9 protein-coding genes are annotated in these 14,661 nt (G+C 34.4%); 3 read left to right on the forward strand and 6 right to left on the reverse strand.

Annotated features, from left to right (window positions below; translation table 11 throughout):
* Window positions 1-39 precede the first annotated feature (39 nt).
* Window positions 40-1,539 (reverse strand): hypothetical protein, encoded by a 1,500-nt coding sequence (locus J8281_RS07070; RefSeq protein ID WP_210196913.1) that lies wholly within the window; start codon window positions 1,537-1,539, stop codon window positions 40-42.
* A 347-nt stretch (window positions 1,540-1,886) separates the two neighbouring features.
* Here J8281_RS07070 and J8281_RS07075 point away from each other — a divergent pair, with 347 nt between their 5' ends.
* The 3 genes from J8281_RS07075 (at window position 1,887) to J8281_RS07085 (ending at window position 5,219) form a co-directional block, all read left to right on the forward strand.
* Window positions 1,887-2,372 carry a lipocalin-like domain-containing protein gene (locus J8281_RS07075; RefSeq protein WP_210196914.1) on the forward strand — a complete coding sequence of 162 codons (486 nt, stop codon included), beginning with the start codon at window positions 1,887-1,889 and terminating at the stop codon, window positions 2,370-2,372.
* A 226-nt stretch (window positions 2,373-2,598) separates the two neighbouring features.
* The gene (locus tag J8281_RS07080; RefSeq protein WP_210196915.1) at window positions 2,599-3,105 is read left to right on the forward strand and encodes a GNAT family N-acetyltransferase; all 507 of its coding nucleotides are present in this window, start codon (window positions 2,599-2,601) and stop codon (window positions 3,103-3,105) included.
* A gap of 506 nt (window positions 3,106-3,611) precedes the next feature.
* On the forward strand, window positions 3,612-5,219 hold the full coding sequence (locus J8281_RS07085) for a helix-turn-helix domain-containing protein (RefSeq protein WP_210196916.1): 1,608 nt from the start codon (window positions 3,612-3,614) through the stop codon (window positions 5,217-5,219).
* 48 nt (window positions 5,220-5,267) lie between these two features.
* On the opposite strand, the gene J8281_RS07090 is transcribed toward J8281_RS07085, so the two are convergent.
* From J8281_RS07090 to J8281_RS07110, 5 genes are all read right to left on the reverse strand, one after another.
* Complete coding sequence (locus J8281_RS07090) at window positions 5,268-6,002, reverse strand: hypothetical protein (protein WP_210196917.1); 735 nt, start codon at window positions 6,000-6,002, stop codon at window positions 5,268-5,270.
* Between the two features lie 69 nt (window positions 6,003-6,071).
* Entirely contained in the window at window positions 6,072-12,410 is a 6,339-nt protein-coding gene (locus J8281_RS07095) for an RHS repeat-associated core domain-containing protein (RefSeq protein ID WP_210196918.1), read from the reverse strand.
* Between the two features lie 12 nt (window positions 12,411-12,422).
* Window positions 12,423-12,869, reverse strand: a complete 447-nt coding sequence (locus J8281_RS07100) for a T9SS type A sorting domain-containing protein (protein ID WP_210196919.1) — start codon at window positions 12,867-12,869, stop codon at window positions 12,423-12,425.
* A 219-nt stretch (window positions 12,870-13,088) separates the two neighbouring features.
* Window positions 13,089-13,340, reverse strand: a complete 252-nt coding sequence (locus tag J8281_RS07105) for a glutaredoxin family protein (RefSeq protein WP_210196920.1) — start codon at window positions 13,338-13,340, stop codon at window positions 13,089-13,091.
* Window positions 13,333-14,523 (reverse strand): cation:proton antiporter, encoded by a 1,191-nt coding sequence (locus J8281_RS07110; RefSeq protein WP_210196921.1) that lies wholly within the window; start codon window positions 14,521-14,523, stop codon window positions 13,333-13,335. The genes J8281_RS07105 and J8281_RS07110 overlap by 8 nt, the downstream gene beginning before the upstream one ends.
* Window positions 14,524-14,661: the final 138 nt, after the last annotated feature.

Consider the following 14,661-nt stretch of genomic DNA (forward strand, 5'->3'; position numbering starts at 1 on the left):
AGCAACAAGACCACTACGCCAGAAGAAGTGAGAATAGGTTTAAATAATAATCTCGAGCAAGCCTTTACGAATACAAAGCCAAAAATAATTCCAAAAAGATTTTGTTGGGTCTCGCTCTACGTCAATTTCATCTTTGGTTACCATGCCTTTATTTTCTTGCCCCCCTATGATCATATTGGCAATAGAACTTAATAATGATTTGAGTTTTTTGGTTTCTTGATCGTAAATTTCGACATCGAATTTTTGAAATGATAACTGCATTGCTCCTTTTGCTTCTTTATGATTTCCATCAAAATTAAAATACATTTTATCGAGTGCTCCCTTCGCTTTAATTTGCATAACGGGAGTCAAAAAAGAATTGAGTGAAGCTGCCCTCACATTTAACAAAGATCCCTTTATATTAAAATAATCGGAAAGATCATTACTATCAAAACTCCATTCAACCTCAAAAGGTGCTTGATTCATAAATGAAGAGGAAATATTAACCTGAATCGCCTTGGCATTTTCAAAATTACTTATCGCTCCTGTATGAAGAGTAAGCTCATGAAATTCTAATTTTCCGGGGTCTGCATCACTATCCGGATGCTCTATATATCGCACTAAACTATTTATGATTGCCAAAGAATCAATTTGTATTTTGGTGTTCAACTCTCGTAATAGTTGACTGTACAAAGGCTTTATTGCGGTATCATTAGCGATTCTTTTATCTCTGTATATATCAAGTTGAAAACTATCTAACTTAATCTTTTTAGATAAAAAATGGAGTGTTTTTTGTTGATCGACTATGCGAGGTGCTTCAATTTGAAGCAAAGCTCCGTTCATGTGTATATAATCTTTTTCAGTTTTAATGGCTTGATGAAATTCGGCTTTATTCATCAGAGGTACTATTTGCAGCCCTTTCAATTCTATATTTGTATTAGTTAAAGTACTTTGCCGCAATTTCAATATATGATAAGGATCTAAGGATACTTGTAAAGAATCTAGCGTCATCTCAAAACTCGATGTCGTAAAAGGAATTTTACGTTTCAACGCTTCCGTATTCACGACCAAATCCTTTATAAATCCCTGGATGTTAAAAATTTGAAAACCAGAACTGCTACCATTTTGATTTAAAATTTTCAAACTCCCATCATTGATATCTATGTGATTTATGCATATGTCTTTACTTGATATTGGAGTTTTTGTACTATCTGATTTTGATATCGATTCCGTTAAAATAATTCGCGGGACGTTCAATTCTAAAGAACTAGCTTCTATTTTTTTATCGAAAAGTATTTTTTTAGGATGAATACCAGAGAGCTTCACCCCTGTAGCACTAACTTTTATATGGTTAGCTAAGGTAAATACAGGACTGTCAATAGCAACAGACATGGTCAACAAACTAAGATCTAAATCTTTATACGAGAATTCAATTTGATTGGTATCGATATTTTCAAGCGCATTTTTAATTGTATATCGAATACTAAAATGAACACACCCATAGCAAAACAATAGGAGTACCGTAATTAAACATACTCTCATCCAAATTCTTACAGACATAGTTTATGATTATTCTTATAAAAATACATTTCTATGAGTAACTTAATGAGTGTAAATCATCAATTCGTTAATCTATATGCAAAACTACCTGTATACATGAGTTCAACTACTAAAAAATTGTGCTCACCTATCGTTCTGTAACATATACACTACCGTGATTTAAATTAATTTGACAAATACTATATTTTCTTTTGAAAACTATCCTTTTTAAAATGATTTTAACCTTAAAAGGCTCACTTTTAACACTTTCTAATGTATGTAATAAACTTCTCTATAGCCTATGTTAATTTCGTTTTCAATCTATGATTACACGAATATATTTGTAAATAACCTTAAAACATATATTTATGAAAACAGTATCTTTTATTATCAAGAGCGTATTACTATCTATTTTTATAATCGGTTTTATCGCATGTAGTGATGATGATAATGATGACAATAATAACAACTCTGGTCTTGATGAAAGCACATTGCTCCCAATCACCAATAGTGAAGTAAGCGGATCATGGATTGTTACGTTATTTCGAGACGATGATGAGGATGAGACGAGCGATTTTAACGGACTTACTATTAATTTTGAAGAAAATGGAGCTATTAATATCACCGACGGATCAAATACCGTTACCGGTACCTGGTCTATCAATAGCAATAATAAACGCATTGCAATAGACCTTGATGAAAGTACTTTTGTTCTTTTAAGTAACAGAGAGGAGCTAGAAGACCTTGAAGACGATCGTTGGGCAATAGTAGAAAAAACTGATACACAATTACACTTATTAGAAGATGATGATTTGCCTAGAGACAGGGTACATTTTGAAAGAGTTACACCATAAAATGCTACAACTAAAAGATGTAAATAGATCTTTTAAGATTGTATCGTAAAGTTCTAATAAAGTTAAACCCAGATTTTTTTAATGTAAAATCTGGGTTTTGTTAGATATGCTTCCATTGTTTTTAGAGATTTGTTTATCTTGTTGTGCGATACTAGTGTTATCAGTAGTACATTTTTAATCATTATGAACCGGTTTGGTTCCTACTATTTATTTTCAAATCTTATAAATGCATATAGAAAATTCTACTATTGAAGATATTCCGGCGATTTTACAACTGTATACACATGCTGTAGCGTATCAAACAAAAGTGGGAGCTGTACCTTGGCCTCAATTTACACATAGCGATATTAAAAAAGAAATAGACGCGGGGCAACAATGGAAAATCGTAATAGATAACCAAATTGCTTGTGTTTGGATGACTACTTTTGATGACCCTTATATTTGGGAAGTCAAAAACAAAGATCCGTCGGTTTATATTCACCGAATTGCAACGAATCCTAAATTTAGAGGGCAACATTTTGTAAAGAAAATTATCACGTGGGCGTACACTTTTGCAGCATCTCGACAAAAAGAGTTCATTCGCATGGATACTGCCGGACATAATGAAAAGCTAATCTCGTATTACACGAATTGTGGTTTTGAGTTTCTTGGCTCTGCTCCTCTCAAAAATGCTTCGAAACTTCCGTCACATTATCGCAATACCAAAGTAAGTCTTTTTCAAATTAAACTATGAACCCATATTAACTGATATGATGAAACCCTTATAGAGGGATTAGGTATGGCAAGATAATCACCTCTACAAAAGAAAATGAATAAAAGATAGGATAGTAAGCTTAAGTAAATGTTAAAGATATTTGGTTAAAAAATTTAAAATCAATAAGCTAACTGTAGTTTATTCGTATAAAACTACGTTTATACTTCAAAATAAAAAGCAACCGTAGCTACGGCTATGATTGAGTTTTCTTTTTATCTAAACAAAAAATGACTGCTTTTTATTTGGGCAGTTTTAAAGTGGAACTGGTATAACATTAGAACGAATATAATTCGAAACTTCGGTACTTAAAATTTCATACTCAATTTATAATTAACGATATTGCAATGGCAACAATCGCCTATTTAAAGGTATGCTTCGAAACAACTAACTTTGTTTATCGAAATATAGCTATTATTATGATTAACCTACACTTTATCACATCCCGTTTCCCCCTTCGATTTCTCTTTTTGGTTCTTATATATTGTATGAATTTTGTTGTACACGCGCAAGTATCTATGGTTGATACCGTAGATATTCAAACACCTGTACGAAATGTAGTTAATCAATTAAATAAGCGTGCGCTACTACTTTTTCATGAAGGGAAATATAAAGAATACATTAAAGCTATGGATTCGTTAGAAGTATTGGCAGATCAAAATAATCTAAAAATTCCTAAAATTAGAGCCATTACGCAGCAAGCTTCGGCATATCAAAAAATAGGGGCTTATAAAAAATCAGTCTCCCGATACTTAGAGGTATTAAAAATTTTGGAGACTGAAGAGCAAATGTATTTAGACAGGGCTGTTGTACTAGTTAACTTAAGTAATACCTACAATTCTATTGTCGATACTATTAATGCCAAAAATGCAGCGCAAGAAGTTTTTGCACTACAAAAAGAAAAAAATTTAACAGCGTTATTAAACGTTTCTGTATATGCAACTTTAGGTGATGTAGCTTTAATCAACGAAAATTACACAAAAGCGCTGGAAATTTATGAAAAAGGCAAAGTTCTAGGAGAGCAATTAGGTAATGAGCAGGCAGTTTATCTCTCGTTATTAAATATGGCTAATTGCTATTTGTTTTTAGAAATGTATGAAAAGGCACAGGAAACGATAGCTATTGCATTAGAGTTAGCGACACGAGATTCTTCAAATGAAGCTATAGCCCTGGGTAATTTATATCTCGGAAAAGCACTGTTTCATGTAAAGAAATTTGTAGAGGCACAAGCACCTTTACAAAAAGCTAAAGCATTAGCCATAACTAACGACTATCTCGAAATTAAAATGTATAGTCATAAATATTTGGCCCAATTACATGAAATATTGAAAAATTATGAAAGTGCCGTAAAAGAGCATAGGGCTTACGAAAATTCTAGAGAAGATTACTTGTCTACTTTATCAAGCGCAAAACGATTTATAGTCGAAAAACAGCTGGCAGAAAGTACAAAAATTATAGAAAAACAAAGCCAATCAATCAATCAACTTTTGCTGTACGGTATACTTGCAGTTTCTATTGTTACGATCTTACTATTTGTATTTATACGGAAGAAAAAGCTAATCGCCAGAGAACACAAACTAATTTTAAAGGACAGGGCATTGCTACTCGATCAAAATCATACACTTAAACAAAAACTGACAGAGTTATCTAGGTCTAGGCCTATTTCTGAAGCAGATCAGACAATTTTTATAGACGCAGAAAAACCTCAAAAATATAGAAATTCTAAACTTACAATAGAAGAAAAGCGAGTACGTATCCATCAAATTTTAGAGTATATGGATGATAAAAAACCATATCTTGATTATGAATTAAAACAATCTGATATGGCCAATGATTTATCATTAAGTGTACATGTTTTATCCGAGGTTTTAAATGATGGCTTTGGTAAAAACTTTAGTAATTTTATCAATTTATATAGAATCGAAGAAGCCAAAAAACTACTTGAAGACCCCAATGAAACTCAGTTAAAAATTGAAGCGATTGGTTATCAATCTGGATTTAGTAGCAGAACATCATTTAATAGAGCTTTCAAGAAATACGTTGGTCAAACCCCTTCAGAGTATCGGGAAGCGTTTGATACGATATTGTTGCAATAAAGTTTCTTTATAAGTTTGTTGAATTCTATAACAAATTTGTTTTATTGACTAAAGAAAACATCGATCTTCCTCACTAGGATTGCAATCACAGCCGGTAAATACGCAGGTATCAAAAGAGCATTCACATCGTTTATCGGCAATTTTGGTATATACAAATCCTATAACCCCACATCTTAGTAAATCGGTACCACAAACTTCGTCAAACTGCTCTAAAAATAAAGAAACTCTATCATAACAATCTTGAAGATCATCATCACAATAATCACATACACCGCCCCGAAAGTTATCCCAGCAATTCGCTGTACTTTTGATAGTATCTTCATTTGTCTTCTTTGCGGAAATTATAGAATCAATCTCCTCAAACTTTAAAGTTTTTAGTACACTTCCAAACATTATGGATATTATGGTATCAGAATATTGCTTAAAGTCATATTTTTTAGCGACTGAAGCTCTTTTGTCTAAAGTTTTTTTTACCCTATTTTCAAAGGAAGAATAGTCATTAAAACCCATGGCGTTAGCGAGTTCTTGTTTCTCAGTATCGTCTAGATTGTCTGTTGAATCATTAGTATCAACAATATCTTGAGCCTTATCGATATCTGAAATCTCAGGATAATTCTTAAAATCCTTTATGTAGTCGATAAAAAGCGGATCATTTTCGAGTTCGCTAATCGGTGGAGTTTCTGTCTCTCCCCCGGTTTCAGGATTCGTATCATCACTCCCGCAGGCGTAGAGAAATAGGGTTAGGATTGTTAATAGTAGAATGTTTATTTTTCGTGTTTTCATGATTTGGTTTTTTAATTTTTATTGGCACGGATTACAACCTTAAATCCGTGCGATCTGGACTCATGAGTTTTATCTTAATCCTAAACTAGGAGCTATTTCAACAAGTCTTCTAATGGGTTTTATATGAAAGGTTGTTATATTGTTAGTAGAACGATTCAGCCCTACAAAAGCATATTTAGCACTCCCAGTTCCGCCTACTAAACTTACGTAGCCATGTAATTCAGGAACATACCTTCCATGATTTATAATATAATTTGCATCATCTATGTAATTAGACAAAGAGTAATTTCTTCTACCCAGAGCATTCTTAATACTTGAAGAATGTCTTCTATAATGTTCCACTGCCCTGTTAAAACTTGAAAAACTTCTGTTCCCTCTGGAAATAAGTACTCCTGTGGCACTGCTGCCAGAGGCAACTGCTCTAGAACTAGTACTTGTTAATAATTTAGTACTAAGCCTTGTAAATCCAAATCTAAGTCCTTGTACAATAATAGGAACAAATGCAGCATTAAACGCAGCAGATGTTAATCCCTCTTTAAATCCATTTTTAAAGCTACCTCCATTAATTTGACTGCTTAAACCACCTGCCAATGCACCGGAACCAATTTGCGTAGTCGCTTTCCAAATAGTATTCCATTCCTTGGTTAATGCTCCAGTAAAATCTGCAATTGAATGACCAACAAATCCAGAAACAAAACCATCATTAAAATCACCCCCATACAGTTGGGTCATTACTCCACCTTTAGCACCATGCGCTGCCTGATGCCAAAATCCATTTTCGAATTTACTAAATATTCCACCCCTATCAGCCCTAAATAAATTACCAATTCCATTTGAAAGAACTGCCGATATGCCACCAAATATAAACGCACTCCCTGCTCCTGCAAAGAATGGCTGACCGCTAATCATATTGAAAATGCCATTGACTACCACTCCTTGTATTCCTCCAGCTATAAATGCCGTGACAGCTCCCACAAAAAAAGCTTTAACCGCAAAGGCAGCTACCGCAGCAAAAAAAAACTCCCCACTGGGATCAGTATACATCAACGGATTATTATACGCATACCCATACCGATTAAAATTTTGTGTATTGCTAGGGTCCTGTACATAATTATCCGGCGATAAAAAACGACCCAGGTTGGCATCGTACATTCTACCATTCATATGGATTAAGCCTACATCTTCAAAATGCTCGTGCCCGGTATATCCCCGTTGCAGTATAGATTCATATCCAAAATTGCGCACGCCTGCTTTTGAATAATATCGTTCTACCGTACCCCAGGCCCCGTAATGCATACGCTCCCGCACCACGCGATTGGCGTCAGTAATGGCCATGATACTGCCTAGATAATCACGATGTAGGTAGTTGATACTGTTATATTCAACATTCTGTCCTTTGGTAACTTTGATTTGCGCTGCTACGGCAGTATACGCATCTCCACCTAAGTAAGTGATGAATTTCGCTGTACTATTCTCTTTGTTTTCAACAACTTCACCAGGAAAAATACTGCTGTAATGCTTATGATATTTACGATCTTCGGCATCTTCTTCTTCATTACCATAATACGCATGGCTTCGACCTAGGCTTGGATTATATCCATAGGTGATTTTTCCGTAACCTTGTTGCGATACTGTAACGGGTTTTTTAAAGGCATTAAATGTCATTTGATGCAGTGGGCGTGAGGCATAATGTGCGTCTCCCTTCTGATTTAAATCGATTCCTGCCAGTTGAAAACTGTTTGCTGATGGATAGGAATACGCTCCAATATCAGAATTCTGGGTAATACGACCTTTAGGATCATATTCCATTGTTTTGGTAAGAGATCCACGAATTGTTTTTAACCGTTTTAAGTTATCATAAGTGAATTTTTCTTCAACTCCCCCAAACCTGAAGTTATTACGCTGTTTTAATAATCCGGTTTTAGCCTCAAAAGTGTATTGAGTATGCATGGCAACCACCCCATTATTCACAGGTCTGGCATCTTTAATTTCTTTTACAAAACCAAGAGCATCATATTGTGTATTTTGAACTATGTCATTGCCCAGAGTAGCTTTTTCAACTTGTCCTTTGGCATTTTCTTTGCCTAGTTTCCAAATACTTTTGCCATTACTACGTAATTCTATTAGGTGTCCATACTGTCCATAAATACTTTGCTGATTTACTTTACTTACATTACCTCCTACAATAGATTCCATTACTTCATTATAAACCCTACCTTGCGCATCATAATACATCCATTTATTGAAAGATGCCTTATTATTACTTTCGGTTACTTTTATGGCACGATAATATCGATCATAGTTGTAGGTGTATGTAAAGTTTTCACCATTGCTTTTTGCAGATATCGATGTCACCTGCTTACTTTTTGCATCGTATGTATAGCTTTCTGTGATATCTGTTAGATCTCCTTTAATTTTTTTTGTAAGTACCTTACCAAAATCATCATAGGTGTATGTTGTTTCTCCTTTGGGAGATCGCTCGCTAAGCAGTTGATTGTAATTATCATACGTATAGGTATAGGTTCCTGCACTTGGATCTGTTAATTTGGTTTTTCTGCCTAATGCATCGTAGGTAACGGCAATTTTGTAGCCATCATAATCAGATTGAATCAAATTGCCATCGGCATCATATGTATAATAAATCGTACCACCGGGATCGGTAACACTATTGGTTTTATTTTCATGATCTTTGACGGTAGTGACTGTTTTTGTACCATCATCAACAGTTACACGTAATCCATTATATGATGTACTCGCGATCTGACCTGTATATGCAGTAGCATTAAGCATTCGACCATATTGATCATAGGCAAAAATATTCCACTGATAAGCATCAGACCCAAAACGGGGTTCACTTTCTCTAGTTTTTCTTCCGGAAGCATCAAATCGAGTATGTTTAAATACCCATGCCCCCGAAAAACTTTTAGAGCCTACCAGAACTTCTTGCCCAAAAGCGTTGGTTTCTTTAAAACTTTCAGACCCATCAGGACCTTTAACAGCGCTTCTTACGTTGTTATTTTTATAGCTATATGAAAAAAGCGTTTTCTTATTTAAATAATTGGTTTCGCTAATGGCACGTCCCCAGCCATCGTATTGTGTAGTAATGGTTTGGTCTAAGTGATCTGTACTAGAGATAGGATTTCCAGAAAAAGTGTCGTACTTGTAAGTGACCGTTTGTCCCTCGAGATCGGTTTTGGAGATCATAAATCGTCCATCTGCACTATATTTGAAATTTTCTCTTCGATCTGGTACTCCAGATGTGGCTATGCGTTTAGCGATTACATTTCCGAAGCTATCATAGTAATAGATGTCTCTAATTCCTTCGACGTTATTATGATATCTTTTAACTCTATTAATTAAGCCATACTTGCCGGCACCCGAATAATATTCATATAAAACTCGATGCTTCTTGGTACTATTACCTCGTTTCTTTGTAGTTTCTTCACTACGTTTACGACCGATATGGTAGCTATGATCATTAACTGAAGGCAAATTTGAATAAGTAAATGTTGTTGTTTTTGTAGCCGTTGGGTTTTTGACTATGATTTTGGTAGGATTATAAAATTGATCATAGGTTAGCTCTTCTGTTGCACTAAATCCCAATAAATGATCTGTGGTTTTTATGATTTTAGGTTTGTTGATAAAAACATTGCCTTTATATTTAGTAAGGTAGGTATAATCCATTCTATTGATCGCGTCAGACGGATTGTTGTTGTATGTAAGGGAACGCCAAGATTTTTCTACGGCACCACGAGTTTTGGTAAGTTCATATTTGCTTATATTCCAAATTACGGGTGTATTATCGCCATACCAGTCGGTACTTTTTAAATACCTAAAACCGATAAAACCATATCCGTGTAAATGACTTACAGCACCTTCGTATTTAAAATCACGTTTTCGAGTTATACCAGAACCGGTTTCTATAATTCTTTTCACCAAGGTCGTACCGGGTGCATTGTTCACATTCACAAAAGGATATTTAGCACCAGAATGTTCTGTATAGGTATTATTGCCAGGTTCCATTCTGTCATAATGAATATGCTGGGTAATTAAATTGTTTTCAATTTTTTGTATTTGAACATCTTTTTGGTGATCTTTTGTGAGACTGTAGGCATACAATTTATCTCCGTAAGCAAAAACAAATTCCTTATTAGGATTTCGCATATTTACATCTAAAAAAACTGGAATTCCTTGTACACCTTTATATCCAGAATTTGTACTTAAAGTAGCAAAAAGATTTCCAAATATTGCTGAAATTGATGAATTATAGGGAGCTCCTTCGGCATTTACTTCGTGGGAATCGACATCTGTGACATTACTTTCTAAATTCATTTTAAACTCATCTCCTCCACTATTAATGAATAACTGAATCTTTCTAGTTAATGAAACTTTCCAATTGTATCTCGGTATTTCTACCCGATCCTCATCCTGTGGCAATTGATTTAAGCGAGTTCTAGAACGCGATACTACTTGTCTAAGAATATCGGTTTTACCATCTCCATCAAAATCCTGAACTATGTAATAAGACCTTCGATGATCTTTATTAACACTGTATCGTAAATGGTCAAAATTCACATATTTTTCTTGAAATGCTCCTCCATCATGACCTTTCTTGGTTAGATCATTACCTTTGGAGAATAAATAGAGCCAGCGTTCTTTATATTGAGTATGGGGAATCATAAGATCTGCTTTCCCATCTCCGTTAAAATCACCTACTAACATATGCTTATCTAATGAAATTCTATTTTCATTACGATATTCATTGATAAGGGTGAGTTTTTTGTTTGTATTTAAAGTATATATAGAAATGTGATTATGCTCAAACATCCAAATATCATCTTTTCCATCTCCATTATAATCAGCAATTTGAAAGTACTCACCTTTGTCTTTTTCGTAACTTCGGTCTAGTTTTCCTGAAAACTGAAGCGATATATTATTCTCTTTTGTTTGTAAATCTGCAAAATAAATGTTTCTACCTTCTTCAGGATAAAAGATAGCTGTAGTCAAACCTTCACCAGTAAAATTTCCAGTAAGTAATTCCTTTTTCTTATTTAAATTGATTGGAACATTTATATTTCCTATTTCTGTTGTTTGTGGTGGAATATAACTAGGGTCTTTAAAGGTTTTGTTGTAGACTTTATTGAATTTTCCCTGATGATCTGATAAAAAACCTCTAAAAATAAGTTTATCTCGATCCCTTTTTAAGGTTAGAATTTGCTGTTTTTTTGAAATTTCACCATTATCATTTATAAAAACAGCAGAGCTTATACTATGAAAATTTTCTATATTCGTTCGAACATTGTTTTCATAACCCCTCTTTTTCAAATGGTTTTGTAAATAGCTTTTTTTATCTTTATTATAAAGAATAAAATCCATTTTAGTATCTCCATCAAAATCACCTGCAACCATTCTGGTATCTCCATAAAATTTTTCATCGGTTTCTATTACTTCCCTATCTGAGGATAAATTATGACTGGTCTCAATGGGATATGTAAACACAATCGGTTTTAAAACTTTACCATCGCCATTACTTTCCTGTATCTGTTCGATCAGTTCATAGTTGTTCTTTAGCACTTTATGTTTCGTATTGTATTTACGATAGAGTTTGCCGCTTGATATGACCTCTATCTTATCCAGAATGTTAGCCCTTCTTGAGCGCAATTCGCCAGGAGCATATCCTATTTCGACTCGTTTTCTAGTTTTGTAATAAAAATTAATAATATTAGGATGTCCTTCTCTTTTCCACCTTGGACCCCCGTAGGTAATTTTTTTAATACGCAGTAACTGATCTGCGTTGGTCTCGTGATAAAAATAGTTGATCCGATTTCCTTGAGCATCTTCCATCTGATGGATTGGCCACTCTGCCACTTCGTTGTTATGAACAGCCCCTACAATTACATTTTTATAGGTGGCAACGGTACCATCAGGATGAAAAACTTTAAAATAGTCAGGTCCGCAGTTTGCTCCGTTTTTATTAGTACCATACGCAACTATCTTCAAATTGGAATGATTCTCAGTTGCATATTGAGAATTAGGTCTCCCGTTCTGTCCTGAAACAGCAAATAATTTCTGTCCGTCTAATGCAAATCGATCGTTAAGTTGAAAATCTACTCCACTTACAAAACCCTCATGCACCAAAGAAGTGCCTGTTCTAGTAATTGCAGATAATCCTGTAATATTCCATCCCCAGCCAGCGATCCCGTTGCCACTTTGTGAACTGTAGGCTAGCGATATACCAGGTGCTGTGTCACCCACACCTGGTGGTATAGCTATAGGAATGTTATAAGTTAATGCTCCGGTTGGGGAAACTTCTAAAGAAGCAGCAGTGGTTCCTACATCAATTTGTGCCGTAAGTGAATTTAGCGCACAGATAAGTACACTAATCCAAAAAAAAGATTTGAAATTCATAGTGGTTAGGTTTTAATTTTTTAGAATTTTTTTGGTAATCATAGTAGCGTCATCAAATTGAAATCTGGCAAAATACACTCCTGTCGGTAGTTGCTCCAGATGTAACTCTGCCCCACCGTCAATAAAGTTTATTTTGGTAGTTAATACTTTACCAGAAAAGTCGATAAGATGTACTTTTTCTAATTTACGTTTGGAAATTGAACTCCACTGTAATGAAATATCGCCATGGGTTGGATTAGGAAATAAAGAAAATGAATTCAGTAATAATTTGTCATTTGCATCAATTTCTTTCACTATCTCTGTTGTATCGACACTTTTATCGGTATTACAATCAGATCCCTCACAATATTTGTATTGAATCTGATTACCAGCAGTGTCGTACTTAAAAATAAGTTTGGATTGAGCAATACAAGATACATACACTAGTAGCCCTGTAATGAAAAGGATTTGTGTTTTCATATTTGAAAGATTAGGTTAATGTGGTCCCTAAAATTTCAAATTATATCTCTAACCCATGGTTCATTTTATAATTTGATACACTTTTTAACGAAATTATTTTGTAAGCAATTAAAAATCGTAATTTTTTCGTGTAAAAAATAAGGTATTGATACTGAACTGATTTAAACTTTTTTCAATTTGCTAAAAACACATAATTTCTTAAGCTAACATCTGAATGTATTAGAGATGATGCTTTTTTAGAAAAGCGTCGATCTCCTTTCTCGAAGGATTTTTTAAAAAATCATCGCCGTAAGTAATTGTTGGAAACTTCAATGTGCCATCATAGAGGGATCTAACTTGCGCTTCTGCATCGGGATTAGTTTCTACATTATAATCATCAAATTCAATCCAAATAGACTGTAGATAATTTCGAATAATCGCAGATTTAGGGCACCAATTGGTACCGTATAATTTTAATCGATGATTAGCCATTTGATCTCGAATGTATTACTTTAGAAATTGCAGGATGAATTTGTTCAGCCTTCAGTATAAAGAATGGAGTTACCGACATTAACAAAATAGAAACCGCTAGAAAAATCTGGTAATTATTTGTGCTTATTAATTTATATTCTAAACCACTCTGAGCCAAAACAAATGAAAATTCACCGATCTGTGCAATAGAAAAGCCAACAGCGACCGCGGTTTTCCAATCTAATCGCATGACCTTAACTGCCAAAATTCCTGCGACTGCTTTGACAATTAGTGTAAAAAAGAACCAGAGTATGATCCACTCCCAATCGGTAAGAAAAATTTTATAATCCAGTAGCATTCCCATCGAAATAAAGAAAAAACTCATAAAAACATATCGAAAGGGTAAAAAACAGGAGATCGCCATATGACTGTAATTCGTTTCTGCAATTATGAGACCTGCAATAAACGCACCTAAAGCCAAAGAAAGTCCCATTTCTTCAGTTAAAAGCGCAATCCCTGTGACTAGAAAAACTACGGCAATTAAAAACACTTCTTGACTTTGAATTTTCATCACAGTTTTGAGAAAAAATGGAATTACGTAACGAGCTAATAGATATGAAATACCTCCCATGGCTATAAGTTTACCCAATAACCATGCTATGGCTTCTATGGGACTGCTATCCCCTGCTCCTGCCAAAATTGGAGTAAATAACATTAGTGGCACAATCATAATATCTTGAAATAGAAGAACAGCCAAAATAAATTTACCATAAGATGTGGTAATTTTATTACTATCCTGAAGTACTTTTACCACGATTGCAGTACTACTTAAAGCATATAAAAAGCCCCAAAAAATGCTTTCTTCGCTAGAGGGCTGCATGAATAACCAAACGAGTCCTGCTGTTAAAAATATAGTGAAAAATACTTGCGCGGCACCTCCCACCAATACGTAATTCTTAATGCGCTTTAAATTACTAAAAGAAAACTCAAGCCCTACCGTAAACAGCAATAGAATAATCCCTATTTCTGCATACACTTTTACTTCTTCCATATCAGCAAAATAAGCACTTGTATTAGGACTTAAAAGTACACCGGTAATAAGGTATCCTATAATATATCGAATTTTTAAAAATTTACAGATAACGATAACGGCCGTAGCGACACCAAAAATTGCGAAAATATTAATAAGTATATGATGTTGCATATGTGAAGGTTTAAAAGGAAATAATAATCTTTATTGAATATCCGCTATACATCATAAAATTAACTTTAATGCCCGGTCGAGCACAGTCGAGACCTGATTTTAAGCTTGTTGGATGTACAAACCTCTCGACTGCGCTCG

The sequence above is a fragment of the Aquimarina sp. U1-2 genome, from assembly GCF_017897595.1.
In the GTDB taxonomy this organism is placed as follows: domain Bacteria; phylum Bacteroidota; class Bacteroidia; order Flavobacteriales; family Flavobacteriaceae; genus Aquimarina.

What these genes read in the sequence shown, in the direction of transcription:
- J8281_RS07095 (WP_210196918.1), bottom strand. Translation starts at nt 12,410, where the DNA reads ATGAATTTCAAATCTTTTTTTTGGATTAGTGTACTTATCTGTGCGCTA.
- J8281_RS07085 (WP_210196916.1), top strand. Translation starts at nt 3,612, where the DNA reads ATGAATTTTGTTGTACACGCGCAAGTATCTATGGTTGATACCGTAGAT.
- J8281_RS07075 (WP_210196914.1), top strand. Translation starts at nt 1,887, where the DNA reads ATGAAAACAGTATCTTTTATTATCAAGAGCGTATTACTATCTATTTTT.
- J8281_RS07100 (WP_210196919.1), bottom strand. Translation starts at nt 12,869, where the DNA reads ATGAAAACACAAATCCTTTTCATTACAGGGCTACTAGTGTATGTATCT.
- J8281_RS07080 (WP_210196915.1), top strand. Translation starts at nt 2,599, where the DNA reads ATGCATATAGAAAATTCTACTATTGAAGATATTCCGGCGATTTTACAA.
- J8281_RS07090 (WP_210196917.1), bottom strand. Translation starts at nt 6,002, where the DNA reads ATGAAAACACGAAAAATAAACATTCTACTATTAACAATCCTAACCCTA.
- J8281_RS07070 (WP_210196913.1), bottom strand. Translation starts at nt 1,539, where the DNA reads ATGTCTGTAAGAATTTGGATGAGAGTATGTTTAATTACGGTACTCCTA.
- J8281_RS07110 (WP_210196921.1), bottom strand. Translation starts at nt 14,523, where the DNA reads ATGCAACATCATATACTTATTAATATTTTCGCAATTTTTGGTGTCGCT.
- J8281_RS07105 (WP_210196920.1), bottom strand. Translation starts at nt 13,340, where the DNA reads ATGGCTAATCATCGATTAAAATTATACGGTACCAATTGGTGCCCTAAA.